The organism is Streptomyces sp. NPDC048172, assembly GCF_043202595.1.
Classification (GTDB): Bacteria; Actinomycetota; Actinomycetes; order Streptomycetales; family Streptomycetaceae; genus Streptomyces.
In genome coordinates, this window is sequence record NZ_JBIDAT010000004.1 from 508,898 (window position 1) to 533,616 (window position 24,719).

At 73.0% G+C, this 24,719-nt stretch carries 24 protein-coding genes and 1 pseudogene; 9 read left to right on the plus strand and 16 right to left on the minus strand.

Annotation, left to right across the window (positions count from 1 at the left end):
* Positions 1–146: 146 nt before the first annotated feature.
* From ACGF3A_RS20060 to ACGF3A_RS20070, 3 genes are read right to left on the minus strand one after another with little or no spacing between them, the layout of a single operon-like run.
* Positions 147–836: a response regulator gene (locus ACGF3A_RS20060; protein WP_393731552.1), complete on the minus strand. Its 690-nt coding sequence runs from the start codon at positions 834–836 to the stop codon at positions 147–149.
* Entirely contained in the window at positions 833–2,101 is a 1,269-nt protein-coding gene (gene macS, locus ACGF3A_RS20065; RefSeq protein WP_393731553.1) for a MacS family sensor histidine kinase, read from the minus strand. Before macS ends, ACGF3A_RS20060 begins: the two co-directional genes overlap by 4 nt.
* 53 nt (positions 2,102–2,154) lie before the next feature.
* Positions 2,155–2,961: a lysophospholipid acyltransferase family protein gene (locus ACGF3A_RS20070; protein ID WP_393731554.1), complete on the minus strand. Its 807-nt coding sequence runs from the start codon at positions 2,959–2,961 to the stop codon at positions 2,155–2,157.
* Positions 2,962–3,110: 149 nt separating this feature from the next.
* Between ACGF3A_RS20070 and ACGF3A_RS20075 the strand changes: the two genes are divergently transcribed.
* Both ACGF3A_RS20075 and ACGF3A_RS20080 read left to right on the plus strand, forming a co-directional pair.
* Entirely contained in the window at positions 3,111–3,887 is a 777-nt protein-coding gene (locus tag ACGF3A_RS20075; RefSeq protein WP_393731555.1) for an alpha/beta hydrolase, read from the plus strand.
* The gene (locus tag ACGF3A_RS20080) at positions 3,874–4,473 is read left to right on the plus strand and encodes a hypothetical protein (protein WP_393731556.1); all 600 of its coding nucleotides are present in this window, start codon (positions 3,874–3,876) and stop codon (positions 4,471–4,473) included. The genes ACGF3A_RS20075 and ACGF3A_RS20080 overlap by 14 nt, the downstream gene beginning before the upstream one ends.
* Positions 4,474–4,668: 195 nt before the next feature.
* On the opposite strand, the gene ACGF3A_RS20085 is transcribed toward ACGF3A_RS20080, so the two are convergent.
* From ACGF3A_RS20085 to ACGF3A_RS20115, 7 genes and pseudogenes are all read right to left on the minus strand, one after another.
* On the minus strand, positions 4,669–5,427 hold the full coding sequence (locus ACGF3A_RS20085) for an endonuclease/exonuclease/phosphatase family protein (RefSeq protein ID WP_393731557.1): 759 nt from the start codon (positions 5,425–5,427) through the stop codon (positions 4,669–4,671).
* A 23-nt stretch (positions 5,428–5,450) separates the two neighbouring features.
* On the minus strand, positions 5,451–6,392 hold the full coding sequence (locus ACGF3A_RS20090; RefSeq protein WP_393731558.1) for an ROK family glucokinase: 942 nt from the start codon (positions 6,390–6,392) through the stop codon (positions 5,451–5,453).
* Positions 6,393–6,494: 102 nt separating this feature from the next.
* Positions 6,495–7,052 (minus strand): DUF5304 domain-containing protein, encoded by a 558-nt coding sequence (locus ACGF3A_RS20095; RefSeq protein WP_393731559.1) that lies wholly within the window; start codon positions 7,050–7,052, stop codon positions 6,495–6,497.
* A gap of 55 nt (positions 7,053–7,107) precedes the next feature.
* Entirely contained in the window at positions 7,108–8,172 is a 1,065-nt protein-coding gene (locus tag ACGF3A_RS20100; protein ID WP_393731902.1) for an ArsA family ATPase, read from the minus strand.
* Between the two features lie 591 nt (positions 8,173–8,763).
* Positions 8,764–8,925 (minus strand): annotated as a pseudogene (locus ACGF3A_RS20105) (ArsA-related P-loop ATPase); the annotation flags it as partial.
* Entirely contained in the window at positions 8,922–9,425 is a 504-nt protein-coding gene (locus tag ACGF3A_RS20110; protein WP_393731560.1) for an SRPBCC family protein, read from the minus strand. The gene ACGF3A_RS20110 and the pseudogene ACGF3A_RS20105, both read right to left, overlap by 4 nt.
* A gap of 99 nt (positions 9,426–9,524) precedes the next feature.
* Positions 9,525–10,286 carry a metallophosphoesterase gene (locus ACGF3A_RS20115; protein WP_393731561.1) on the minus strand — a complete coding sequence of 254 codons (762 nt, stop codon included), beginning with the start codon at positions 10,284–10,286 and terminating at the stop codon, positions 9,525–9,527.
* 334 nt (positions 10,287–10,620) lie between these two features.
* Here ACGF3A_RS20115 and ACGF3A_RS20120 point away from each other — a divergent pair, with 334 nt between their 5' ends.
* Entirely contained in the window at positions 10,621–12,438 is a 1,818-nt protein-coding gene (locus ACGF3A_RS20120) for an AMP-dependent synthetase/ligase (RefSeq protein WP_393731562.1), read from the plus strand.
* A gap of 302 nt (positions 12,439–12,740) precedes the next feature.
* On the opposite strand, the gene ACGF3A_RS20125 is transcribed toward ACGF3A_RS20120, so the two are convergent.
* A complete protein-coding gene (locus tag ACGF3A_RS20125) occupies positions 12,741–13,883 on the minus strand; it encodes a glycosyltransferase family 4 protein (protein WP_393731563.1) in 1,143 nt (380 codons plus the stop codon).
* 92 nt (positions 13,884–13,975) lie between these two features.
* On the opposite strand from ACGF3A_RS20125, the gene ACGF3A_RS20130 reads away from it, so the two are divergent.
* Positions 13,976–15,235, plus strand: coding sequence for a glycosyltransferase 87 family protein (locus ACGF3A_RS20130; protein ID WP_393731564.1), 1,260 nt, complete (start codon positions 13,976–13,978; stop codon positions 15,233–15,235).
* A 10-nt stretch (positions 15,236–15,245) separates the two neighbouring features.
* Here the strand turns inward: ACGF3A_RS20130 and ACGF3A_RS20135 are convergent, their stop codons facing one another.
* The 5 genes from ACGF3A_RS20135 to ACGF3A_RS20155 all read right to left on the minus strand — a co-directional run bounded on the left by ACGF3A_RS20135 (position 15,246) and on the right by ACGF3A_RS20155 (position 20,995).
* The gene (locus tag ACGF3A_RS20135) at positions 15,246–16,445 is read right to left on the minus strand and encodes a hypothetical protein (RefSeq protein ID WP_393731565.1); all 1,200 of its coding nucleotides are present in this window, start codon (positions 16,443–16,445) and stop codon (positions 15,246–15,248) included.
* A gap of 31 nt (positions 16,446–16,476) precedes the next feature.
* Positions 16,477–17,535 carry an NlpC/P60 family protein gene (locus tag ACGF3A_RS20140; protein WP_393731566.1) on the minus strand — a complete coding sequence of 353 codons (1,059 nt, stop codon included), beginning with the start codon at positions 17,533–17,535 and terminating at the stop codon, positions 16,477–16,479.
* A 235-nt stretch (positions 17,536–17,770) separates the two neighbouring features.
* A complete protein-coding gene (locus tag ACGF3A_RS20145) occupies positions 17,771–18,817 on the minus strand; it encodes a C40 family peptidase (RefSeq protein ID WP_393731567.1) in 1,047 nt (348 codons plus the stop codon).
* A 443-nt stretch (positions 18,818–19,260) separates the two neighbouring features.
* Positions 19,261–20,736, minus strand: a complete 1,476-nt coding sequence (locus ACGF3A_RS20150; protein ID WP_393731568.1) for an NYN domain-containing protein — start codon at positions 20,734–20,736, stop codon at positions 19,261–19,263.
* A 19-nt stretch (positions 20,737–20,755) separates the two neighbouring features.
* Positions 20,756–20,995 (minus strand): hypothetical protein, encoded by a 240-nt coding sequence (locus tag ACGF3A_RS20155; protein ID WP_344529169.1) that lies wholly within the window; start codon positions 20,993–20,995, stop codon positions 20,756–20,758.
* A 193-nt stretch (positions 20,996–21,188) separates the two neighbouring features.
* On the opposite strand from ACGF3A_RS20155, the gene ACGF3A_RS20160 reads away from it, so the two are divergent.
* From ACGF3A_RS20160 to ACGF3A_RS20180, 5 genes are all read left to right on the plus strand, one after another.
* On the plus strand, positions 21,189–21,866 hold the full coding sequence (locus ACGF3A_RS20160; protein WP_393731569.1) for a rhomboid family intramembrane serine protease: 678 nt from the start codon (positions 21,189–21,191) through the stop codon (positions 21,864–21,866).
* On the plus strand, positions 21,863–22,144 hold the full coding sequence (locus tag ACGF3A_RS20165) for an Lrp/AsnC family transcriptional regulator (protein WP_393731570.1): 282 nt from the start codon (positions 21,863–21,865) through the stop codon (positions 22,142–22,144). Before ACGF3A_RS20160 ends, ACGF3A_RS20165 begins: the two co-directional genes overlap by 4 nt.
* Before the next feature lie 72 nt (positions 22,145–22,216).
* Positions 22,217–22,528, plus strand: coding sequence for a small hydrophilic protein (locus ACGF3A_RS20170; protein ID WP_393731571.1), 312 nt, complete (start codon positions 22,217–22,219; stop codon positions 22,526–22,528).
* The gene (locus ACGF3A_RS20175) at positions 22,515–24,014 is read left to right on the plus strand and encodes an ATP-binding protein (protein WP_393731572.1); all 1,500 of its coding nucleotides are present in this window, start codon (positions 22,515–22,517) and stop codon (positions 24,012–24,014) included. The genes ACGF3A_RS20170 and ACGF3A_RS20175 overlap by 14 nt, the downstream gene beginning before the upstream one ends.
* A complete protein-coding gene (locus ACGF3A_RS20180; RefSeq protein WP_393731573.1) occupies positions 24,011–24,670 on the plus strand; it encodes a response regulator transcription factor in 660 nt (219 codons plus the stop codon). The genes ACGF3A_RS20175 and ACGF3A_RS20180 overlap by 4 nt, the downstream gene beginning before the upstream one ends.
* Positions 24,671–24,719: the final 49 nt, after the last annotated feature.

The window sequence follows — 24,719 nt, forward strand, 5'->3', positions numbered from 1 at the left end:
GGACGCAACTGCGGCCACGCTAACGGTGATCCACGTCACAGGGGATGCCGCGCGAAGCGGAATTCCTTGGGAGAGAGGGGGAGTTGGTGATCAGCAATCACCCGTACGAAGGACAGGTGTGCACGTCTGACGTGCACACGCGCGGCTCACTCCTCGTCGAGACCGCGCTCGATCGCGTACCGCACCAGCTCCACGCGGTTGTGCAACTGGAGCTTGCCGAGGGTGTTCTGCACATGGTTCTGCACCGTGCGGTGCGAGATCACCAGGCGCTCGGCGATCTGCTTGTAGCTGAGGCCCTTGGCGACGAGCCGCAGCACCTCCGTCTCCCGCTCGGTGAGCTGCGGCACGGCGGGCTTGTCCGGCGCGGACGGCGCCGGGTCGGCGGCCAGCCTGCGGTACTCGCCGAGGACCAGCCCCGCCAGCCCCGGGGTGAAGACGGGGTCGCCGACGGCCGTCCTGCGCACGGCGTCCAGCAGCTCCTCCGTGCTCGCCGACTTCACCAGATAGCCGGTGGCGCCGGACTTCACGGCCTCCAGGACGTCCGCGTGCTCGCCGCTCGCCGAGAGGACCAGCACGCGCGGGCCCGTGCCCGAGCCGACCAGCTCGCGGCAGACCTCGACGCCGGGCTTCCCCGGCAGGTTCAGGTCCAGCACCAGCACGTCGGGCCCGGCCGCGAGGGCCCGGCGCACCGCCTGGAGCCCGTCGCTCGCCGTGGCGACGACCTCGAACCCGGCCTCGCCCAGGTCACGCGCGACCGCGTCCCGCCACATCGGGTGGTCGTCGACCACCATGACCTTCACGGGCTTCACGGGCTTCTCCGCCGCTTCCTCTGTCATCTCTTCGGCACCCTCAGCTCGACTTCGGTCCCCTGCCCCGGAACGGACACCAGCTCGGCGCTGCCGCCCAGGTCACGCAGCCGCCCCCGGATCGAGAGCGCGACGCCCATCCGGCCCTCCGCCTCGGCGTCCGCGAGGCGCCCCAGCGGGATGCCGGGGCCGTCGTCGCGCACGGTGACGACGACCTCGTCCGGCTCGTCCTCCAGCAGGATCCACGCCTGGGCCTCCTGCCCGCCGGGGCCCCCGGCGTGCCTGCGTACGTTGTCCAGCGCGGCGCTGACGGCCGCCGCCAGCTCCTCCGCGACGCCCGAGGGCAGCTCCACGGGCATGCCCGGCTCGGCGAACGAGACGCGCGCGGCGGAGTGCGCCGAGAGCAGCGTCCGTACGTCGCAGAGCACCGTGTCCCCGGCGGTGTCCCCCGCGCTTCCGGCCTCGCTCCCCGCCCGTACGGGCACGGCGGCGGATCCTCCGTCCCCGCCGTCCGGCGGGCCTCCCTCGTCGCCCTGCCGGGGGATCACCCCGCTGGACACCAGCGTGCGCAGCGCGACCTCCTGCTCCCCCGCCAGCCGCCCCAGCTCGGCCGCCTCGCCGCCGAGCGCGGTGCCGCGGCGCTGGACCATGGCCAGGACCTGGAGGACGCTGTCGTGGATGTCGCGGGCCAGCCGCTCCCGCTCCCGCGTCGCGGCCTCGATCTGGAGGGCGCGGGCCAGCGTCCGCTCACTGTCCCGGGCCACCTCCACGACGTAGCCGATCGCGACGCTCGCGACGCAGACCAGCAGCACGTTGTGGAGGGTGGGGCGGGTGACGGCGCCCCGCTCGATCACGTTCGCCACGCCGACCAGCAGCGAGGCGCCCGCCGCCCAGCGCCAGCCGCCCTTCAGCGCGAAGGCGAGCACCGGGCCCGCGACCCAGATCGACGGGAGCGTCGGGCCGACCTTGTCGTGGGTGTCGATCAGCGGGGACATCAGGATGCCGGCCAGCCCGAAGGCCATGTCGGCGGCGAGGAACGGCCGGGTGCAGCGGCGGGCCGAGGAGACGCGACGGAGCGTGAGCAGCGTCCATACGGTCAGGGCGCCCAGGTAGACGGCGCCGGCCACGGGGCTGGTGTAGTCGTCGAACTCCCAGGAGAAGACGACCAGCGCGTACGTCAGCGTCAGCACGCGGTAGCCGGTCAGGGCGTGCCAGAGCGGCTGCTCGACCGACATCTTCCGGACGCCTCCGCCGCCCCCGGCTCCCCCGGCGCCCTTCAACCGCTGCGTCGCCATCGACGCTCCCCCCTCTGACCTGCTGTTCCCGCTCGCCGCCGGTACGGGCGCGGCTATGCCGCCCGGTCGGTCTTCCCCGGCTCCCCGGCCTTCTCAGCCTTCTCCGCCTGCTGCGCCTTCTCGGCCTCGGCCCGCTCCGCCTTCTCGGCCTTCTCCGCCTCCGCCTCGCGCTTCGCGGCCTCGGCGATCTGGCGCTTGGCGGCCGTCGCGTACATGTCCACGTACTCCTGCCCGGAGAGGCGGAGAATCGCGTACATCACCTCGTCGGTGACCGCGCGCTGGATGAAGCGGTCGTTGTCCATCCCCTGGTAGCGGCTGAAGTCGAGCGGCTCCCCGATCCGGATGCCCGGACGCATCACCTTGGGGACGACCTTGCCCGGGGGCTGGATCTTCTCGGTGTCGACCATGGCGACGGGGATGACCGGCGCGCCCGAGCGCAGCGCGAGGCGGGCCAGGCCGCCGGGCTTGCCCCGGTAGAGACGCCCGTCGGGCGAGCGCGTGCCCTCGGGGTAGATGCCGAACAGCTCACCGCGCTCCAGCACTTCGAGCCCGCTCTTGATCGCGGCCTCGCCCGCGCCCCGTACGCCCGAGCGGTCCACGGGGAGCTGGCCGACGCCCTTGAAGAACGCGGCGGTCAGCTTGCCCTTCACGCCCGGCGAGGTGAAGTACTCCGCCTTGGCGATGAAGGTGACCTTCCGGTCGAGCACGGCCGGGAGGAAGAACGAGTCGGAGAACGAGAGATGGTTGCTCGCGAGGATCGCCGGCCCCTCGTCCGGAATGTTCTCCAAGCCCTCGACCCACGGCCGGAACGTGAGCTTCAGGGCATTGCCCACAGAGAGCTTCATCGCGCCGTAGAACAACCTGGACCTCCTGTGTCTGACGTCTTGACCCTATCTCGCCCGGCCCCGGAGCACTCATCGGAGCTACCCGGCGCCCGACCGCGCAAGTAGGGTGGCAGCACCTCCCCCGACCCAGCAGTCGGCCCCTGACGAGCCCCTGGAGGCCCACCGTGTCCCCCATCCTTCCCGGTGCCGAGCCACTGCGGCGCGACGGATCGTCCGAGGTGGGTGTGCTGCTCTGTCACGGCTTCACGGGTACCCCGCAATCGCTGCGACCCTGGGCCGACCACCTCGCCGACCGCGGCCTGACCGTCTCCCTGCCGCTCCTGCCCGGGCACGGCACGCGCTGGGAGGACCTGGAGCTGACGGGCTGGGAGGACTGGTACGCGACGGTGGACCGCGAGCTGCGGCTGCTCAAGGAGCGCTGCGAGCGGGTCTTCGTCTTCGGCCTGTCGATGGGCGGCGCCCTCGCCCTCCGGCTCGCCGCCCGGCACGGCGCCGACGTCACCGGCGTCGTGGTGGTGAACCCGATGGCGACCTTCCCCCGGCTGGAGGGCTATCTGCTGCCGCTGGGCCGCCATGTGCTGCGCTCGGCGAAGGGCATCGCGAGCGACATCGCCAAGGAGGGCTCCGCCGAGGTGGGGTACGAGCGGGTGCCGACCCGTGCCGCGTACGAGGTGCGGAATTTCTCGCGGGTCGTACGCGCTGAACTGCCGCAGGTGACCCAGCCGTTGCTGGTGCTGCACAGCAGGACCGATCATGTGGTGCCCCCGAGCGACTCGGGCCTCGTGCTCGGCAAGGTCTCCTCGGTGGACGTGACGGAGACCGTGCTGGAGCGCAGCTATCACGTGGCCACGCTGGACCATGACGCGGAGACCATCTTCGCGGACTCGTACGGATTCATCACCCGGCTGACGGCGAAGAGGGCGGCAAGTGACGGAGCGTGACCCGGACGCGGAGCGCGGCGACGACGAGACCCCGGACGGGGCCCGCCGCGAGCCCACGCTGCCTCCGGACGAGGAGGCGGCCTGGGCGGAGATCGTCGCGGCGTACGGCGAGGAGCCCTCTGACGATGCCGCCGTCGACTCCGACCCGAGCCCCGAATCGGGCTCCGAGGCCGGTTCCGAGGGCGGTCCCGAGACCGGCTCCGAGACCGGTTCCGAGCCCGACGGCGACACCCTCACCAAGCCGGAGAGCGACCCTCCGGTGCGCAGCTTCACGGTGTACGCGGCGGGCACGGGCCCCCGCGACTGGGACGGCCCGGACGACGACGGGGACGAGGGCCACTTCGTGCCGCCCGAGCCGCCGCCGCTGCCGGAGACCGACGTCACGACCAAGTTCGCCTGGCTCGCGGTGCTGGGCGGACCGCTGCTGCTGCTCGGCGCGATCCTCTTCCAGGTCCAGCTGACGTGGTGGATCATCACGCTCGGTGTCGGCGGCTTCCTGGGCGGCTTCGCCACGCTGGTTGCGCGGATGCGCGATGGCCGTGACGACGACGACTGGGACGATCCGGGGAGAGGCGCCGTCGTCTAACAGTGCCGGGTTCGGGGTGCCCCGTCCCGTGCTTCGCGGGCTGCGGGTGCGTCGTGGCTTGTCGCGCAGTTCCCCGCGCCCCTGAAATGACGGCCTCATCGAGACGTGCCCCGTCAGGGGCGCGGGGAACTGCGCGCGCAACGACGACGCACCCGCAGCCTGCGACGCACAGGCAGGGGCACCCCCTGCACAGGCTCAAGCAGGGGGCACGCGGAGTGCGGCCAGTACCGGAAGGTGGTCCGTGGCCGAGAAGAGGTCACGCTCTTCCACGCCGGGCAAGCCCACCGGCACCCCACACCCCAGCACTTCCACGCCGCCCGTGGCGAACACCGCGTCGATCCGCTGATGCGGATCACGGGGTTCCGAGGTCATCTCGGAACCCCAGGGCGCCGTGGCCCAGCCATCCTGGAGCTCTCCGGCCAGGCGGCGGAACGTACGGCCCTTGGGGCGGTCGTTGAGGTCACCCGCGGCGACGGCGTACGGACCGAGGGCGCGGAGCCGCTCCAGGAGCATGCCCCCCTGCTCGTACCGCTCGCGGCTCTGGAGGCTCAGGTGGCAGCTCAGCACGCCGAGCCGCGCCGCCGTGCCGAAGCGCAGGACGGCCGTCGCGAAGCCGCGCTGGTGCAGCCCCGGCGTACGGGGCAGCAGCACGTCCTCCACGCGCTCCACGTGCGGGCGCAGGGAGGAGAGGATCATCGGGCCGCTCGCGGGGGCGCCGCCCGTGACGTAGTGCAGGTCGGTCGCCATGGCGAGCCGCGAGGCGTACTTGCGCCAGCGGAAGAAGCGGGGCGCCTCCTGCACGCAGAGGACGTCGGGGGCGCAGGCCCGGATGACCCGGGCGAGCGCCCCCTTGTCGTCGCGCAGGGAGCGGATGTTGTAGCTGAGCAGCCGGACGACGGCCGAACCGTCCGGCTCGGTCCGGGAGGACGGCAGATCGGTCGGTGGAGTGGTCATGGGTGCTCAGCCCTTCCGCAGTCTCAGCCCTGTCGGGCCAGGTCCGCCACGCCCACCATTCCCGCCTTGTTGCCGAGTTGGGCGGCGAGCACCTCGGCGTGCGGGCGCCAGCGGCTGCCGACGAGCCAGCGGCGGTACGACTTGCGGATCGGGTCGAGCACCAGCTCACCCTCGTCGGAGACACCGCCGCCGACGATGAACGCGCCCGGGTCGAAGAGCGAGGCCAGGTCGGCCAGGCCCGCACCCGCCCAGCGGGCCAGCTCCCGGAAGGAGTCGATCGCGACGGGGTCGCCCTGCCGCGCGGCCTCGCTGATGTGCTTGCCCTCGATGCCCTCGGTGGTGCCGTCGCCGAGGCCGAGCAGGATCTCGGCGGCCTCCGGGGTGGCGGAGGCCCGCTGCTGCGCGTAACGGAGCAGGGCGCGGCCCGAGGCGTACTGCTCCCAGCAGCCCTGGTTGCCGCAGCCGCACAGCAGGCCGTCCGGCACCATGCGGATGTGGCCGAACTCGGCGGCCACGCCGAAGCGTCCGCGGTGCAGCTTGCCGCCGATGATGACGCCGCCGCCCAGGCCCGTGCCGATGGTGATGCAGACGACCTCGCCGTGGCCCGTGCCCACGCCGAACTTGTACTCGCCCCAGGCCGCGGCGTTCGCGTCGTTCTCGATCACCACCGGGACATCGATGCGCTGCTCGACCTTGTCCTTGAGCGCCTCGTGCCGCCAGCTCAGGTTGGGGGTGAAGAGCACAGTGGCGCGCTTGTCGTCCACGTAACCCGGCGCTCCGATGCCGACCGCTTCGACCTCGTAGGAGGAGCTCGCCTGGCGGACCGCGTCCGCGATCGCGTCGATGACGGCGTCGGGGGTGGGCGGCGTCGGCACCGTGCTCGTTTCGAGGATGGTGCCTTCTTCGTCGACAACGCCTGCCGCGATCTTGGTGCCGCCGATGTCGACGCCGATAGTGAGTCCCATGTGTCCCTCGGTTATCCGGTCTGACCCCGCCGCCGACAACCGTACCGGAGCTGCCTCGTGCGGCGGGTTCAGTCCCGCTTGTGGCAGGGCGGGACGCCGAGGTCAGAGGCTGTCGTCGCGGGGGTCGTCCGGATGGTCGTCGAGGTCGTCCAGCTCCACGCGCTCCTCCGCCTTCGCGGGCGCCTCGAACTCGACGGGCTCGTCCAGCTCCACGTGCTCGTCGCGCGGGTCCGTGCCGCTGGTGCCGCCGGTACCGCCGGTGCCCTCGGACGTCCAGCGGCGCTCGGCGTCGTGGACGGCGGAGCGGTAGGCGGCCAGCAGCTCGTTGCCCGCGGCGGCGAGGTGGTCGAAGAGCTGCGGATTACGGGCCACCACCGGCTCGATCGACGCCTTGGCCTGCGCGATCAGCTGCTGGGCCACGCCCTGCGCCGCCGCCGAGGCCATCGCACCGCCGAGCGGCTTGCTCAGCCCGGCGACCTTCTCGGTCACGGCGTCGGCGAGACGGCGCAGCTCCTCCGCGGCGTTGGTGGGCGGCGGCCCGTACTGCGCGCGGCGGCGGGCCTTCTCGGCGGTGAGATCCTCTTCGCAGGCCGTCGCCCAGGCGTCGGGGTCGGGCCGCGACGCGGGGTCGGTGAGGGGGCGCTCGACGTCGTCGCTCATGGCGGTCTCCTCGCAGTTTCCTGGGACTCAACCGAGGTTACTTGACCGCCCGCCCTCAGCGCCCCGAAGGCCAGAGGTCGGGATCGGGCCGGAAACGGACCCGCAGTTCGCCCCCGCGCAGCCCCGCGCCCGCGACCCGGCAGCGGCGCAGCGCCGAGGGCAGCGGCAGCACACGGCGGTACGGGCCGACGCCGACGATCAGTTCGTCCCCGCGCCGCACCAGCTCCAGCTCGCCGCGCTCGGCCCCGGGCATCGGCAGCCGCCAGACGAGGTGGCCGTCGGCGTCGAGACGGTCCTCGACCCAGCCGTGCCGCGCCGGGCCCTGCGGGTCCGGCACCTGCGAGGCGGTGGCGCGGGCCGCGCCCGCGAGCGCGGCGAGGTCCTCGGGGCCGCGCGGATCGCGCCCCAGGTGCGGCAGTTCGCACAGCGGCACGCCCTCGGCCTCACAGGTCGCGCGCAGCTCCTTGAGCACGTCCTGCTGCTGCCCGGAGAGCGAGGCGAGCCAGGGGTCGGCGGAGCCCGTCGGCAGCAGCCGGTTGGCGACGACGGCCTCCAGCGCCAGCCCGTGCAGCCGCAGTCCGGCCCGCGCCACGCGCAGCGCGTCGGAGGCCAGCGGGCCGGGCTCGGCGACGAGCCGTACGGCCGTGTGCGGGGACTCCACGATGTCCTGCACCACCGCGAGTTCGCTCTCCCAGCGCCCCGTCGCCTCGTACAGCCACGGCCCCGGCGCCGGGGCCCCGGCGAGCTGGGCGAGCAGCGGGCGCAGGGCCCGCGCGGCCTGCCGCTCGGGCGGCACGAGACGGCGCAGATAGCGCCGCAACTGCTCGGGCAGCACGAGCGCGTTGAGCCCGTGCGGGGTGGGCGGCAGATCGATGACGATCAGGTCCCAGTCGGCGGAGCGCGCGTGGCGCAGCGCGTGCAGCAGCGCGAACGTCTCGGCGCCGGGCAGCTCCGTCAGCTCCTCCCCGTCGAGCGGGGACGTGCCGAGCAGGTCGAGCGCGGCCTTGCCGCGCTCCTGAAGCGCGGCGGCCCGCGTACGGAACTCCTCCCCGGCGTCGACCCGCGCGAGCCACAGCCCGGGCACGGCCCGAACGGCTACGGGTTCACCGGGACCGCCCATGGCTTGGGGGCCGGTACCGGACGGGCCGGAGCCGGCCGCCCCGGCACCGCTGCCGGAGGCATCGCCGGGCGACCCGGTACCAGGAGCGTCGGACGTACCGGTGCCGGAGGTGCCGCCGGACGGCCCGGTGCCGGGAACGCCCGGAGAGCCGGAGGCCCCGGAAGCCGCCTCGCCGCTGGTGCCCGAGGCATGGGCGCCGGGCGGCGCGCTGTCCGTGCCGGACGTGCCGCCGGTCGCCCCGGCGCCGGAGCCAGAAGCACTGGGCGTGCCCGTGCCACGGGCGTCGGGCGACGCGCTGTCCGTGCCGGCCGTGCCCCCGGTTGCCCCGGCGCCGGAGCCCTGGGCAGCGGGCATGCCGGGAGTGAGCGCGCCGGAGCCAGAAGCACCGCCGGGCGGCCCGGTGCCGGAGCCCGAGGGGCCGGGCATGACGGTGCCTGGGCCGGGAGCGTCGTCGGACGGCCCGGTGGTCGGGCCGGAGGCGCCGTCCGGTCCGCTGCCGCCGGAGGCGGGTGCGGTGGGCGGTCCCGCGGTCGGGCCGGGAGCGGGACCGGCGTCAGTACCGGTCTCGCCCAGCAGGGCGCGCAGCCGTGTCAACGGCTCGGCGCTGGCCAGCAGGACGCGCTGGCCCTGTGCGGCGGCGGCGCAGGCGGTGGCCGCGGCGATGGTCGTACGTCCGGAGCCGCCCGCGCCGGTGACGAGGATCGTCTGCGGCAGCGCCCCGTCGGGCTCGCGCTCGGGCTCGGCCTCGCTCAGCTCTCGGCCCCGCTCCCCGCGGAGCCCTCGCCCTCGCCCGCGCCCGACTCCACGCGCTTCTTCAGCCCGTCGAGGGCACGGTCGATGATGACCTTCTCGGCCTTGCGCTTGATCATCCCGAGCATCGGGATCTTGACGTCGACCGTGAGGCGGTAGGTGACCTCGGTGCGCGAGCCGTTCTCCAGCGGCGTGACGTGGTAGGCGCCGTCGAGGGAGCGCAGCATCTGCGACTTCACGAGCGACCAGCGCACCTCGTTGATCTCGCCGCCGGTGCCGGGCCCGGAGATCCACTCGTACGCGAGGGTGTGCTCGTCCTTGATCGCTCCGGCGTCCAGCAGCAGGCGTACCTGCTCGGCGTGGCCCTCGGCGTCCTCGCCGAGCACCTCCGCCTCCTTGACCTCGCCCGCCCACTCCGGGTAGCGGGGGAAGTCCGCGATCACCTTCATCACGGCGCCCGGCGCCGCGTCGACGGTGATGCTAGAGCTGGTGTGTTCCGCCATCGCGATGGCCCTCCGATTTGCTGCGATCCCCTGGCGCCCGGTACTCCGGTTCTGCCGTGGAAGGCTACCGCGCGGCCGGAGGGGCCGCCGCGTCGGCGGTCACCACTCCAGCACCCAGGGGGTACCGGTCGCGTTGAAGTGCCCGACGTTGACGCACTCGGTGGCGCCGATCCGCATGCGCCGCACGAGCGGCTGATGGACGTGGCCGAAGACGTGGTAGCGCGGGCGCAGCTCGTGGATCGCGTCCACGAGCGCCGCGCTGCCGCGCTCGAAGCGGCGGGCGACGGTGTCGTAGCAGAGATCCGGCACGTCGGGCGGGATGTGGGTGCACAGCACGTCGATCGCGCCGAGCGCGGCGATCTTCGCGGCGTACGTCTCGTCGTCGATCTCGAAGGGCGTACGCATCGGGGTGCGCAGCCCGCCGCCGACGAAGCCGAAGCGCCAGCCGCCGATCTCGACGGTCTCGCCGTCCAGCACGGTGGTGCCCGGGCCCGCGTACTCGGGCCAGAGGGGCGGCATGTCGACATTGCCGTACGTGGCGTACGTCGGCTCGGGGAAGGCCGCGAAGAGTTCCGCGTACTGCCTGCGCACCGCCTCCTCCGTCACGGCCGCGCGGTCCACGTCCGCCCACAGCCGCCGCGACAGCTCGCGGGCCTCCTCGAAGCGGCGCTCGGTGCGCAGCGCGACGATCCGGTCCGCGTTCTCCACCCCGAACAGGTCGGGGAAGATGCCGCGCGAGTGGTCGGCGTAGTCGAGGAAGAGGATCAGGTCGCCCAGGCACACGAGCGCGTCGGCCCCGTCCCCGGCGCGCGCGAGGTCCTTGCTGTTGCCGTGTACGTCGCTCACCACATGGACACGCATGACGTCAGCGTACGCACGCCGCTCACCCGTCGAGCACCGGGATTCCCCGCCCGCACACCGTCTGACCTGCGCGTCCGGCAGAGGGCCCGGCATTCCGCGTCCGGACGATACTGTCGAGTCACCGAACACCTGGTCTAGGCTGCACAAAACAGACCCGCGGCGTGTGACGCACAAGACATCTCGGGGTCTCCCCCTATCCCGCAAGCGATACCCATGGGTAACGTCCGGGCCGTCAAACCCCTCCCAAGATCCGAACCCCCCACGTTTCTTGGGCCGAGCCAATGGAGGCCGCCCCCGACGGCCCCCTGTCCGGCGCCGACGAGGAGCAGCAGTCTTGCGCGAGTTCAGCCTTCCGGCCCTCTACGAAGTCCCCGCCGACGGCAACCTCACGGATCTCATCCGCCGCAACGCGGCGCAGCATCCGGACGTCGCCGTCGTCGGGCGGAAGCGGAACGGGCGCTGGGAGGACGTGACCGCCACCGCGTTCCTCGCCGAGGTGCGGGCGGTGGCGAAGGGCCTGATCGCGGCGGGCGTCGAGGCGGGCGACAGGGTCGCGCTGATGTCGCGCACGCGGTACGAGTGGACGCTGCTGGACTTCGCGATCTGGACCGCGGGCGGGGTCACCGTCCCCGTCTACGAGACCAGCTCGCCCGAGCAGATCTCCTGGATCCTCGGCGACTCCGGCGCGGTCGCCTGCGTCGTCGAGTCCGACGCGCACGCCGAGGCCGTCGCCTCCGTGCGCGACCGGCTGCCGGGGCTCGCACACCTGTGGCAGATCGAGCGCTCCGAGGGCGGCTCCGGTGGCGAGGACGCCGTCTCCGCGCTCACCGCCGCGGGCGCGGACGTGGACGACGCGACCGTGGACGAGCGCAGCTCCGTCGCGAACGCGGACTCCCCCGCCACGATCGTCTACACCTCGGGCACCACCGGCCGCCCCAAGGGCTGCGTCCTCACCCACCGCAGCTTCTTCGCCGAGTGCGGCAACGTCGTCGAGCGGCTGCGCCCGATGTTCCGTACGGGCGAGGACTCGGTGCTGCTCTTCCTCCCGCTCGCCCATGTGCTCGGGCGGCTCGTGGAGATCGCGGCGGTGATGGCGCCGATCAAGCTCGGGCACGTCTCCGACGTCAAGACGCTCACCGACGAGCTGGCCTCCTTCCGGCCGACCGTCGTGCTCGGCGTGCCGCGCGTCTTCGAGAAGGTCTACAACTCGGCCCGCGCCCAGGCCGTCGCGACCGGCAAGGGCAAGATCTTCGACCGCGCGGTGGATGTCGCGAGCGCGTACAGCCGCGGGCTGGACGCGAAGGGCGGCCCTTCGCTGGGCCTGCGCCTCCAGCACAAGCTCTTCGACAAGCTCGTCTACGGCAAGCTGCGGGCCGCGCTCGGCGGCCGCGCGACGCACGCGATCAGCGGCGGCGGCCCGCTGGGCGAACGGCTCGGCCACTTCTTCCGCGGCCTCGGCTTCACCGTCCTGGAGGGCTACGGCCTGACGGAGTCCTGTGCGGCCACCACGTTCAACCCCTACGACCGGCCGAAGATCGGCACCGTCGGGCAGCCGCTGCCCGGCTCCGTCGTCCGCATCGCCGACGACGGCGAGGTGCTGCTCCACGGCGAACACCTCTTCACCGGCTACTGGAACAACGAGCAGGCCACGGCCGACGCACTGGCCGACGGGTGGTTCCACACCGGCGACCTCGGCACGCTCGACGTCGACGGCTACCTCTCCATCACCGGGCGCAAGAAGGAGATCCTGGTGACGGCGGGCGGCAAGAACGTCGCCCCGGCGGTCATCGAGGACCGTATCCGCGCGCACGCGCTCGTCGCCGAGTGCATGGTCGTCGGCGACGGGCGGCCCTTCGTCGGGGCGCTCCTCACCGTCGACGAGGAGTTCCTCCCCCGCTGGGCCGAGGAGCACGGCAAGTCGTCCCTGTCCCACGACGAGCTCCTGGCCGACCCCGACTTGCTGGCCGAGCTCCAGAACGCGGTGGACGAGGGCAACAAGGCCGTCTCCAAGGCGGAGTCGGTCCGCAAGTTCCGCGTCCTCCAGCACCAGTTCACTGAGGAGTCGGGGCATGTGACCCCTTCTTTGAAGCTGAAGCGGGGTGTGGTCGCGAAGGACTTCGCCGACGAGATCGAAGCCCTCTACACCAAGTAGCCATACCTCCGCTTCTCCCTCCACCCCACTGTGCTTGGGAGTTCTGCGCTTCTCCCTCCACCCCTCTGAGCTTGGGAAGTCTGCGCAAGGCGCAGGGTTGGCAAGCGCAGCCCCCCACGCCGGGTGCCCCGCGTACAAGAGCCGCGCCCGGGGAGCCCCGGGCCGTGCTTCGCGGGCCGCGCCCGCGTCGTGGCTGGGCGCGCAGTTCCCCGCGCCCCTAATCGGGCAAGCCCAAAAGTCTTGGACCCGTCGCGCCACGCGGCGGAGCCGCAAGACAAGCACAGGCTCGTGCCCGCGAGCTCTTACAGGAGTTCGCGGAGTTGCTTCGCGAGGAGGTCCCAGCGCCAGTTGTCGTCTACCCAGGCGCGGCCCCGCTCGCCCATGCGAGCGCGAAGCGCGGGATCGCGGAGGAGCTCGATGAGGCGGTCTGCCGCCTCGCGGGGGTGGCCGCCCCGTACGACCCAGCCCGTCTCGCCGTCCAGGACGGCGTCCGGCGCCCCGCCGGAGTCGCCCGCGACGACGGGCAGCCCGGTCGCGGACGCCTCCAGGTAGACGATGCCGAGGCCCTCGACGTCGAGCCCCCCGCGCCGGGTCCGGCAGGGCATGGCGAAGACGTCCCCCGCGCCGTGGTGGGCGGGGAGCTCCTCCCAGGGGACGGGCCCGGTGAAGCGGACCGAGTCCGTCAGGCCGCGGTCGGCGGCCATGCGTTCGAGGTCGGCGCGGTAGGGCCCGCCGCCCACGACGAGCAGCACCGCGTCCGGCACGGCGGAGAGCACGCGCGGCATCGCCTGGATGAGGGTGTCCTGGCCCTTGCGGGGGACGAGGCGGGAGACGCAGACCACGACCGGACGGTCGGACAACCCCAGGCGGGCGCGGATCGCGGCGCCGCCCGACCCGGGGTGGAAGGCCTTCTCGTCGACGCCGGGCGGCAGTTGGACCATGCGGCCCGCCGCCGAAGGACTGAGCGCACTCGCGATGCGCGAGCGCGTGTACTCGCCGAGGTACGTGAGCGTGTCCGTGCCCTCTCCGATACGCCGCAGGAGTTGCCGCGCGACAGGGAGCTGGGCCCAGCCCGCCTCGTGTCCGTGCGTGGTCGCCACCAGGCGTTCGGCCCCGGCCCTGCGCAGCGCGGGTGCCATCAGGCCGAGGGGCGCCGCGGCGCCGAACCAGACCGACCGGCAGCCGTGTTCGCGCAGCAGCCGGACCGCGCGCCGGGTGACCCGGGGCGTGGGCAGCAGCATCGTCGTACGGTCGCGGACGACCGTGAAGGGCTGCTCGGCGTCGAACTCGGCGGTCGCCCTGACGCCCTCGCGGCCGCGCTTCCACGTCGAGGCGTAGACCACGACCTCGGACGGGTCGAGCCGCAGCGCCATGCTGTGCAGGAACGACTGGATGCCGCCGGGCCGGGGCGGGAAGTCGTTCGTGACGATCAAGGTTTTACGCATCGCGCCCGACGTTACCGGGTCCCTGGGCACGGCAGTGCGGAGTGTCACCCTCCTCGTGGCAGGTCACGATCAGGGACGGCATGATGGGCCGCATGCGAAGGACAGGGACCGTCAGCGGGCCGCTGGCGGCCTGGGCCGTCACACGCGCCGCGCTTCTGCTGTGCGTCTTCCACGTGATCGACACCCCGGGCCAGGACGTGACGTCCGACGTGTCGGTGATCTACCGCGGCTGGTTCGAGACGCTCAGCGGCGGCTCGTTCCCCGTCGACGACGTGACGTGGCAGTACCCGCCCGCCGCCGCGCTGGTGATCCTCTCCCCCGCCGTGTTCACGGGGCTCGGGCTGCTCGGGTACGCCTCGGCGTTCTACGTGCTGGCCTGCGCCGCCGACGCCGCCGTGCTCGCGCTGCTGCTCTACGCCCGCCGCCGTACGGGCGCGCGGCGTGCGGGCGTGTGGGTGTGGGTCGTGGGCGTGCCGCTGCTGGGGCCGACGGCGTACGCGCGCTACGACCTGATGGTGACGGCCCTCGCCGTCGCCGCGCTGGTCGCCGCCGTCAGCCACCCCCGTACGGCGGGGGCGCTGGCCTCGCTCGGCGCGATGGTGAAGGTGTGGCCCGCGCTGCTGCTGCTCGGCACCCCGCGCGGCCGGGCCTCGCGCGCGGCGTGGACGACGGCGGTCGCGGTGGCGGCGCTGCTGACGGCGGGGTTCGCGGCGACGATGCCGGGGGCGCTGGACTTCCTGCACGCGCAGGAGGGCAGGGGCACCGAGATCGAGTCGCTGGGCGCGCTGGTCCTGCACGTCGCGCGGCACTTCGGCTGGGAGGGCCAGGTGCTGCTGAACTACGGCTCGATGGAGTTCCTCGGCCCCCATGTGGACGTCGTCAGCGGCGCGGCGCTGGTGCTGTCGGTGCTCGCGGGCGGCTGGATGCTGCTGTGGCGGATCCAGGCGGTGGAGTGGACGCCGAGCACCCCGGCGGACGCGGCGTTCGCCGCTGTGCTGCTCTTCACGACGACGAGCCGGGTGCTCAGCCCGCAGTACATGATCTGGCTGGTGGGGCTCGCGGCCGTGTGCCTGTCGCTGCGCGCGAGCCGGCTGGCGCTCCCGGCGGCCCTGGTGCTGGCCGCGACGGCGCTGACGGCGCTGGAGTTCCCCGTCTGGTTCACGCACGTGGTCGCCAGCGACTGGCGCGGCATCGTGCTGCTCGCGGCGCGCAACGGGCTGCTGGTGGCGGCCTCGGCGCTGGCCTGCGCCCGGCTGTGGCAGGACACGGTGACCGGCCCGAAGCGCCGCGCCGCCGAGGCCCGGGAGTCAGCCGCCGCGGTCTCCCGGCCCGAGCGGCTGCTCACCTGGTGAGGCGGAACGTTCATCCCAGCTCGTCCTCGACGTACGCACGCCAGCGGGCGGTGAACTCGGCCTCGCCGATCCCCAGTACGGCCCGCAGCGCGCGGTCGGCGCCGCCGCGCTCGGCCTTCTCCCCGCCCTTGCCCGCGCGCGCGTAGAGCGCCAGCAGCCGCTTCTCGCCCCACTGTTCGGCGATCATGCGGCAGGCGAGCCAGCTCCCCTCGTAGGCCCGGGAGAGCCGGTCGGAGCCCGAGCCGAAGCGGAAGTCGGCGTCCGTGGGCAGCGCGCGGGGCGGCGCGCCGGATCCGGCCAGCTCCGGCGCGGCCTGCCGCGGCCCCTGCCCCGCGTCGCGGTAAGCGGCCCAGTCGGCGATGCCCTCGGAGAGCCACATCGGGGTCGCGGGGGTGGTCTGGCGCCGGGTGGCGACGTGCACGGCCTCGTGCGTCGTGACGATCTGCCGCCCCTCCGCGCTCAGCTCCCCGTACGCCTCGGGGTTGATCAGGACGCGGTCCGAGGGCGCGTCCGGCTCGCCCTTGCCGCTGGCCTCGCCCGTGGTGACGGCCGCGATGCCCGCGTACGCGGAGGGGGACTCGCCCAGCAGCCGGGCCAGGCCCTTCACCGAGGACGGCACCTCCAGCACGAGCCTGCGCGACCAGGCGCGCGGCCAGTGGCGCAGCACGGCGGGGACGGCCTCGTCGGCGGTGCGCGCGAGACGGCGCAGCTCGGAGCGCTCGCGGCCGACGCCGAGCACGAGGCTGTGCTCGCCGCGCACCACGCTCATCCCGCCCTGCTCCCAGAGCTGGCGGGCGCTGCCCGGCGCCTCGCCCTCGACCCGCCACACGCCGTGCCGCCGCGCGAACGTCAGCTTCTCCACGGCGGAGGTGGTCGCCCGGTCGTACCCCTTGAAGCGGTAGCGCAGCCGGGCCTCGACGGTCGTGCCGGTCACCCCGGTGACGTCGTACGTCCATGTGGCGAGCGGCAGTCGGCGCAGGTTCCGGAACACCTGGCGACGGCGGTCGCGGGCGCCGGGGTCGACGGTCGCGAGATACGCGCCCTCGTCACCGTCCCGCACGGCCGCCGCCTGCCGGTCGAGCACCCGCTGGAACGCGGCGCCGGGTGCGGGGCTCCCCCGGCCGCCGTCACCGCAGGAGACCGTCCCCGCCAGCAGCGCGAGCGCGAGCAGCGCGCCCGCCGCCCGCCGTCCGCTCCTCCGACCCGTCACACCCGCGATCGTACGTGCGACGGGCGGCTGGTCAGGGCCTCGTCACCGAGGAGACGGGCATCATGCCCACCGGGTCGTACCGCACCGGGGCTCCGGGGTGCGGGGCGTGCACGACCTGGCCGTTGCCCACATACATCCCGACATGGCTCGCGTCGTCCCGGTAGACCACCAGGTCGCCGGGGCGGGCCTGGGAGAGCGGCACCTGCTTGCCCGCGCCCCGCTGGCCCTGCGAGGTGCGCGGGATGGAGGTGCCCGCCTTCCCGTACGCCCACATCGTCAGCCCGGAGCAGTCGAAGGAGCTGGGCCCGGCGGCTCCCCACACGTAGGGCTTCCCGACCGCGGACTTGGCGGCGGCCACGGCGGCGGCGGCGCGGCCCGAGGACGCCGGCGCGTTGCCGAGGTCCGGGGTGTCGCTGTTCTGCCCCCGGCTGCCGTCACGCGAGGCGCGCTCGCGCTCGGCGCGCTGCTTGGGCGTCAGCTCATGGAGCAGGCGCCGGGCCGAGCCGAGCTTCCGCTGCACGTTCCGCTTCTGCTTCTTCAGGGCCCGCGTGTGCTGTTCGAGGCCGGCGAGCTTGCCGGACGCCTCCGAGCGCTGCTGCTTCAGCTCGCGCTGCGCGGCCTGGAGCTGGCGGAGCTGGAGCGACTGACGGCTGCTGACGCGGTCGAGCGCGGACGCCTTGTCGAGATAGCTGTCCGGGTCGGCGGTGAGCAGCAGCGCGACGGACGGGGAGATGCCGCCCGAGCGGTACTGCTCCCCGGCGAGCCCTCCCAGCTCGCCCCGCAGCCGGTTGACCTTCGCCTGGCCGCGGGCCACGCGGTCCTGCACGGTCTCGACCTGGTCGCGGAGCTTGCCCGCGCTCTCCGCCGTCGCGTTGTACTTCTCCGTGGCGCCTTCCGCCTGCTCGTAGAGGCGGTCGATGCGGGAGTTGACCGTGGCCGCCGAGGGGCGGGCCGGGTCGTCGGCGGGCCGGGCGCTCGCGCTGGGCGCGAGCGCGGCGGCCGAGGCCGCCGCCGCTGACAGCACGGTGACCCGGGCGGGCCAGCCGTGGACCGGCGACGAGGGACGGCGAGGGGACCGGTGCGATGCCACTGGGGGACGCGCTCCTTCCGCGAGGCGAACTGCGCCCGCAGAATGTAGCCGCGCCGTCACGGCGCTCCAAGGACCGTGACTCGCAAGAGAATCCGCATGTGCCGCGCCCGGCACGGTGACGGTGCAGGTCACCGGCGGGGTACGCGGGTCACCCCGGCCCCACCGGATTCACCCGGAGGAACGACGTTTAACGATCGTAGGACCGGCGGTTGATCGGCCGGGGCCCGGTCGTCGATCAGCCGACGCGTGCGCCGAACATGAACGGCATGTTGTTGATCGACTCGAAGCGGACGTTCGCGCCCGGCTTCGGGGCGTGCAGGATCTGGCCGTTGCCCGCGTAGAAGCCCACGTGGTGCAGGTCGTCGTAGAAGAAGACCAGGTCGCCGACCTTGAGTTGGCTCTGGCTGGAGATCCGGGTGCCCGCGTTGGCCTGGGCCTGGGAGATGCGCGGCAGGGAGACGCCCGCCTGCTTGTACGCCCACGAGGTGAGGCCCGAGCAGTCGAAGGAGCTGGGCCCTGTGGCGCCCCAGACGTACGGGGTGCCGATCTTGGTCTTGGCGGCGGCGAAGGCGGCTGCCGCGCGGCCCGAGCCGGGCTTGCCGGACGGAGCGTCGTCGTTCGGCAGTTCGGCGCGCTTCTGGGAGTCGCGGTCGGCGCGCTCCTGCTTCTGCTGGAGGCGCTCGCGCTCCTTCGCGCTGAGGGAGTTGAGGAGCCCCTGCGCCTTGGAGAGCTTGCCCTGGATGCTCTTCTTCTTGCTGCCGAGCTCCTTGCGGGTCTCGGCGAGGTCCTTCAGCTTGTCGGCGGCTTCCTTGCGCTGCTGCGCGAGGGAACGCTGCTTCGTCTGGACCTTCTTGAGGGCGGCGGCCTGCTTGCCGCTGAGCTGGTCCATGGCCGAGGCCCGGTCCAGGTAGTTGTCCGGGTCGGAGGAGAGGAAGAGCTGCACGGACGGGTCGATGCCGCCCGAGCGGTACTGCGCGGTGGCCATCGAACCGAGGTTGTCGCGCATCTTGTTGAGCTGGCCCTGACCACGGGCCACGCTCCCCTGCAGGTTCTCGACCTGCTTCTGGAGCTTCTTCTGCTTCTCCTTGGCGCCGTTGTACTTCTCGGTGGCGCCTTCCGCGTCCTCGTAGAGCTTGTCGACCTTCTCCTTGACGTCCTTCTTGGACGTCTGCGGATCGGCGTGGGCCGCCTGGGAGGTGAGGGCTACTGCGGCTGCGGCGGTCAGGGTGAACACGCCGACACGAGCGCGGCCCGGCTGCTTGGGACGACGGTGGGACGCCACTGGAGGCGAGCTCCTTCTCCTCAGCCGCCTGCCGGGAGGTCACTCCGGCTCACACTTGGCGGTCCTCCGCGGTCACCCCGGATGGGTGATCAACCGCGCGAAGGTTCGGGCCAGACACTAGCCATGGGTGACTCGTAGGATCAAATCACTCTGAGAAATAGGGCGTCGGCAAGCGCAATCTTTTACCTGCGCCACACGGGGCGCAACGCACCAGTCACGCACCGTCCTTCTCCGGCGCCTCCCGGGGTGCCCCGACTGCCGTCGCGCGACTGCGACCGCGTCGTGCTCGCTCGCGCAGTTCCCCGCGCCCCTGACGGGGCGCGTCCGGAGCGCCCCGTGAAGCGCCCCGAAGGGGCTGCTTCAGGGGCGCGGGGAACTGCGCGAGCAATTGACGCGAAAGGCGCAGCCGCGCGACGGCAAGGCGGGGCAGATCAGTGGGCGTCCTACGTCCGGGACAGGCGATTCAAGAGCAGGGAAGAGGCGACCGGCCGGGCCCCGGCGGCGGCGCACCCGTCGGCGACCTCACGGTCCGAGGAGACGACCACCACGGGCCGGCCCGGCGGTTCGGCACGGACCAGGCGCCGGATCAGCTCATCCGCCGTCTGACCGGGCTTCGAGAAGAGGACACGGACACCACGAGGCGGAGCCAGCAGCACCGGCGCCAACAGCTCCGCGCCGTCGAAGACGCAGGTGACCTCCGCGCCCGACTGGGCCGCGAGGATCGCGAGTCCGCCCAGCAGCCGCAGCCGCTGCTTCTCCAGCGGGAGCGCGGGATAGCCGGTCTTGGTGACGTTGTAGCCGTCGACGACGAGGTGGGCCTGGGGCAGGGCGAGGAGCTGGTCGAGGAGCGCCGGGTCCGTCTCCGAAAGGGCCCTGGCGGCCACGTCCTTGGGGGTCATCCGTCCGGGTTCGACCGCTTCGACCGTATCGGCGGGGCGGGTCGCCGCCGGGGGCAGGGCCAGCTCGCGGCGGAGCCCCTGCGCGGCGTCCAGGACGGTGTCGAGCAGCAGCCGTACCCGCATGTCCTCGACGCTGCGTCCCTCGCGGGCCGCGCGCCGCCCGGACTCCAGCGCGGACTCGGCCTCGGCGAGCCGGGACTTGAGCCGCCGCACCTCGCCGTCGGCCGTGGCCTTCTCGGTGCTCGCCGCCTGCCGTACGGCCTCCAGCTCGGCACGGATCTTGCGGACCTCCGCCTCGCCGCGCCGTACGTCGCTCTGGGCGCTGCGCAGCTTGCGGTGGGTGGAGTCCAGCTCTCTGCGGGCGGACTCCAGCTCGGCGCGCGTCGCCTCCGAGTCGGCGCGCGCGGCGGCCCTGGCGTGGGTCAGCTCCTCACGGAGCCGGGCCAGTTCGCGCTGGGCCTCCTCGCCCGCGCGCTCGGCCTGGGCGCGCTGGGCCTCCTCACCGGCGGCGGCGACGAGCTTGGACCAGCCGGCGGGCCGCAGCACGTAGGCGAGCGCCGCGACGTCCACGGGGTCGGCGGCGGGCGGCGGGCTGGACTCCTCCAGCGCCCCGGCCAGCTCGGGGAACCGCTCGCGGAACTGCGCGGCGATGCGCTGCCGGAAGACGGCGTCGGTCTCCAGCTCGGCGGCCATCGCGTTGCCGCCGAACTTGGTGCGGCGCTGCGGGGTGAAGCGGGCGTACTGGCGCAGGGGCGCGGGCAGTTCGGCGACGGTCAGACCGCCGAGCGCGTCGCCGGTGAGGGCGACGACGCGGCGGCGCACCTTCTCGGGCAGGGGCCGGTCCAGCGCCTCGGGCTCGGCGGGGGCGCCGTCCGTGCCCGGCTCGGCCGCCGGTTCGGCCGCCGGTTCAGCCGCCGATTCCGCTTCCGGAGCGCCCGGCGCGTCAGGGCCGTCGGGGACGTCGGGAACGCCCTCGCCGACGCCTCCGGCGTCCGGCTCGTCGCCCGTCCGTTCCACCACCGGTCACACCCGCCGTTCCTCAGACCTCTGCGCCAGGGCGGTCGACCAGCTCGACCTCGTCCACCGCGTTGCACCAGCGGCAGCGCACCGACTCGATGCTCTCACTGAGGACCTCCCGCTCCTCGACCTTCGGCTCCCCGGCCAGGTCCAGATGGACGTACTCCACCACCTTGCTGGAGCGCGTCACGTCGAACCGCGTCAGATTGCCGCAGAGCGTGCAGCGCCAGCGGGTCTCTGCCGTGGGGGTGGGGACCGCCATGTCTCGTCCTCTTTCCTTGGGAGCCCGGGAAGCCGGGGGAGCTCGGAGAACCCGGGGAGAGTCCTGCACTGCCGGGCGTCAACCCTACGGCCTGCCGCCCGCCGCGTGTGTCGCGGCGGACGCGCCGTAGTCGAGCCGTCATCATCCGCGCATGGACGGCACCGCTCGCGCGCCCGGAGCGCCACGCTCCGTGATGACGTATACCCTCATCGGCTCCTGTTGCCTGATCTTCCTCATCGGTCCCGCCTCGGGCTTCTCGCCCTCGTACGGCACGGGTGAGGCGCTCCGCGAGGCGCAGTCCGCGTACTTCAACCGCTGGGGCGTGGTGCCGCGCACCCTGCTCAGCGGCGCCGTCCGGCCCCTGTTCGCGCCGCTCACCGCGCTCTTCCTGCACGGAAACTGGCTGCATCTGCTCGGCAATCTGCTCTTCCTCTTCGTCTTCGGCGGGCTGGTCGAGCAGCGCCTGGGCCCGGCGCGCTTCGTCCTCTTCTACCTCTGCGTCGGCTACGTCGCGATGCTCTGCTACGCCGCCTCGCACCCGGAGTCGGCCGAGACCCTCGTCGGGGCCTCGGGGGCGATCTCCGGGGTCCTCGGTGCCTTCCTCTACCTCTTTCCCCGTACGCGGGTGACCAGCGTCTTCCCGTTCCTCTTCTTTCTGCCGCTGCGCTTCCCCGCGTGGATCGTGCTGCTCTTCTGGCTGACGCTCCAGTGGCTCGCGGTGCGCCAGGACACCGACGGGCCGGGGGTCGCCTACCTCGCCCACGTGGTCGGTTTCACGCTGGGCTTCCTCTATGCGTGGTTCCGGTTCCGCCGAGCTACAGTGACCGGGCCATCGCCAGCGCCCGTGTCCGAGGGAGAGAGCCCGCCGTGATCACTTCGATCGTGCTCATCAAGAGCAGCACCGACCGCATTCCGGAGATCGCCGAGCAGATCGCCGCGCTGGAGGGCGTCAGCGAGGTCTACTCCGTCACCGGTGCGCACGATCTGATCGCGATGGTCCGCGTGGCGCGCCACGACGACCTCGCGGACGTCATCCCCGGCCGCATCAGCAAGGTGCCGGGCGTGGAGTCGACGGAGACGCACATCGCGTTCCGCACCTACTCGCAGCACGACCTGGAGACGGCCTTCAGCATCGGCCTGGACTCCTGAGACTCCTGAGATGAAGATTCCCTCATCCGGCGTTCATCGGGCGGGAAGGGTCCTCCGGGGAGCCTTTCCCGTATGGCCTTCTCCCACCGCATAGCGACTCTCGCGGCCGTGGTGGCGATTCCGCTGGGCATCGCCGTCACCAGTTACGCGCTCACCGACAGCCCCGATACGCCGGAGCCGCCCGCGAAGGTCGAGCTGGAGTCCGGGAGCCCCGACCCCTCGGGCTCGCCCTCGGGGTCTCCCTCGAAGTCCCCGAAGTCCTCGGAACCCGCGCCCTCCGGCGACGAGACCGTCTCGCAGCCGCCCGCGACCGACGACGACGGAAACGACGACAGCGACGACAAGGGTGAGAAGGACGACGACGGACCCGGTGACGACGGCTGACCGCGCGGACCGTACGTCCCGTTCCCTGCCCCGGATATCGGCGCGTGTCCGGATCCTGCTGTGGCTGCTCGTGGTGATGACGGTGGCGCTCACCGCCGTCGCCACGACCACCCGCTCGATCCTCGCCCGCGACGTCGACCACCGGATCTCCCGGCTGCTGGCCCAGGAGACCGGCGAGTTCGCGAACTTCGTGGAGCGCGGCAGGGACCCCGAGACCGGGCGCCCCTTCACCACGGCCCGCCGCCTGCTGCACGTCTTCCTGGAACGGCAGTACTCCGACCCCGACGAGGAGCTGCTCGGCGTCGTCGACAGCGGCAGCGTGATCCGGCAGCGCCGCGACATCCCCTCGACGCTGCCGCTGCACAAGGACAAGGACGCGCTGCGCCGCATCACCGAGGGCGAGGCCCGCTCGGGCACCCTGGAGCGGCCCGAGGGCGAGATCCGCTGGTCGCGCGTGACGATCGAGCCCGGCGACCGTACGGAGGCGGGCACGTTCGTCGTCGCCTTCCACGCCGACCGGGAACAGGCCGGGCCCGACGAGGTGTTCCGCATCCTCCTCGCGATATCCGGCGTCGCGCTGCTGCTGACCTGCGGCATCGGCTGGGCCGTCGCCGGGCGCATCCTCGCGCCCGTACGGCTGGTGCGGACCACGGCGGCGCAGCTCACCGAGCAGGACCTCACGCGGCGCATCCCCGTGCAGGGGCGGGACGACATCTCGGCGCTGGCCGAGACGTTCAACGCGATGCTGGACCGGCTGGAGCGGGCCTTCGCGGCCCAGCGGCAGTTCGTGGACGACGCCGGGCACGAGCTGCGCACCCCGATCACCATCGTCCGGGGCCATCTGGAACTGATGGGCGACGAGCCGGAGGACCGCGAGGAGACGGTGCGGGTCGTCACCGACGAGCTGGACCGGATGAGCCGCATCGTCGAGGACCTGCTCCTCCTCGCCAAGGCCGAACGCCCCGACTTCGTCACGCCCGAACCCGTACAGCTGGCCGAACTGACCGCCGACGTCTTCGTGAAGGCCCGCACCCTGGGCGAGCGCGACTGGCAGCTCGACGGCGTCGCCGAGGGCACCGTGCTGGCCGACCCGCAGCGCGTCACGCAGGCGATGGTGCAGCTCGCCCAGAACGCGGTGCAGCACACAGCGCCTGGCGCCCGGGTCCGTATCGGCTCCCGCCGTCTCCCGGAGGAGCGCGCGGTGGAGCTGTACGTGGCGGACAGCGGGCCCGGCGTACGCGCCGAGGACAGCGAGCTGATCTTCGAGAGGTTCCGGCGGGGCACGACGCGGCGCGGCACGCGCGGCAGCGGCGCCGGACTGGGCCTGTCCATCGTCAAGGCCATCGCCGAGGGCCACCCCGGCCCCGGACGGGTCGAGCTGCGCCCGACGGAGGGCGGCGGCGCGACCTTCGTCCTGGTGCTGCCCGACAGCGCCCCGGACAGCGCGGCCGAGGAAGAGGAAGAAGAAGTGGAGGACCGGGCATGACGCGGATCCTGATCGTCGAGGACGAGGAACGGATCGCGGCGTTCGTGGAGAAGGGGCTGCGCGCCAGCGGCTTCACCACGACGGTCGCGGCGGACGGCGAGACCGCGTTCGACTACGCCTGCACGGGCGGCTTCGACCTCGTCATCCTCGACATCGGACTCCCGGGCCGCGACGGCTTCACGGTGCTGCGGGAGCTGCGCGAGGCGCGCGTCACCGTGCCGGTGATCGTGCTGACCGCGCGGGACTCCGTGCGGGACACGGTCGCGGGCCTGGAGGGCGGCGCCGACGACTGGATGACGAAGCCGTTCCGCTTCGAGGAACTGCTGGCCAGGGTGCGGTTGCGGCTCCGCACCGCCGCCCGTACGCCCGAGGTCACCGTGCTGCGGAGTGGCGCCGTCTCCTTGGACCTCCGCACGCGGCGGGCGCGGGCCGATGACCGTACGGTCGATCTGACGGCCCGCGAATTCGTCCTGCTTGAGCTGTTCCTGCGGCATCCGGGGCAGGTGCTCTCCCGCGAGCAGATCCTCTCCCATGTGTGGGGATACGACTTCGACCCCGGGTCGAACATCGTCGACGTCTACGTGCGTGCCTTGCGCAAGAAATTGGGCGCGGCCTGCGTGGAGACAGTACGGGGTATGGGCTACCGCCTGCCGTGACTTCCGGCTGACTGGGCAGGGGCTGCCCCGACCGGTGCATTGCAGACCG

Excerpts from the sequence above, each read along its gene's own strand:
- ACGF3A_RS20115 (WP_393731561.1), bottom strand. The coding sequence starts at position 10,286 with ATGCGTGTCCATGTGGTGAGCGACGTACACGGCAACAGCAAGGACCTC.
- ACGF3A_RS20125 (WP_393731563.1), bottom strand. The coding sequence starts at position 13,883 with ATGCGTAAAACCTTGATCGTCACGAACGACTTCCCGCCCCGGCCCGGC.
- ACGF3A_RS20155 (WP_344529169.1), bottom strand. The coding sequence starts at position 20,995 with ATGGCGGTCCCCACCCCCACGGCAGAGACCCGCTGGCGCTGCACGCTC.
- ACGF3A_RS20100 (WP_393731902.1), bottom strand. The coding sequence starts at position 8,172 with ATGGGCGGTCCCGGTGAACCCGTAGCCGTTCGGGCCGTGCCCGGGCTG.
- ACGF3A_RS20180 (WP_393731573.1), top strand. The coding sequence starts at position 24,011 with ATGACGCGGATCCTGATCGTCGAGGACGAGGAACGGATCGCGGCGTTC.
- ACGF3A_RS20085 (WP_393731557.1), bottom strand. The coding sequence starts at position 5,427 with ATGACCACTCCACCGACCGATCTGCCGTCCTCCCGGACCGAGCCGGAC.
- ACGF3A_RS20090 (WP_393731558.1), bottom strand. The coding sequence starts at position 6,392 with ATGGGACTCACTATCGGCGTCGACATCGGCGGCACCAAGATCGCGGCA.
- ACGF3A_RS20160 (WP_393731569.1), top strand. The coding sequence starts at position 21,189 with ATGACGTATACCCTCATCGGCTCCTGTTGCCTGATCTTCCTCATCGGT.
- macS (WP_393731553.1), bottom strand. The coding sequence starts at position 2,101 with ATGGCGACGCAGCGGTTGAAGGGCGCCGGGGGAGCCGGGGGCGGCGGA.
- ACGF3A_RS20130 (WP_393731564.1), top strand. The coding sequence starts at position 13,976 with ATGCGAAGGACAGGGACCGTCAGCGGGCCGCTGGCGGCCTGGGCCGTC.
- ACGF3A_RS20110 (WP_393731560.1), bottom strand. The coding sequence starts at position 9,425 with ATGGCGGAACACACCAGCTCTAGCATCACCGTCGACGCGGCGCCGGGC.
- ACGF3A_RS20095 (WP_393731559.1), bottom strand. The coding sequence starts at position 7,052 with ATGAGCGACGACGTCGAGCGCCCCCTCACCGACCCCGCGTCGCGGCCC.
- ACGF3A_RS20060 (WP_393731552.1), bottom strand. The coding sequence starts at position 836 with ATGACAGAGGAAGCGGCGGAGAAGCCCGTGAAGCCCGTGAAGGTCATG.
- ACGF3A_RS20170 (WP_393731571.1), top strand. The coding sequence starts at position 22,217 with ATGGCCTTCTCCCACCGCATAGCGACTCTCGCGGCCGTGGTGGCGATT.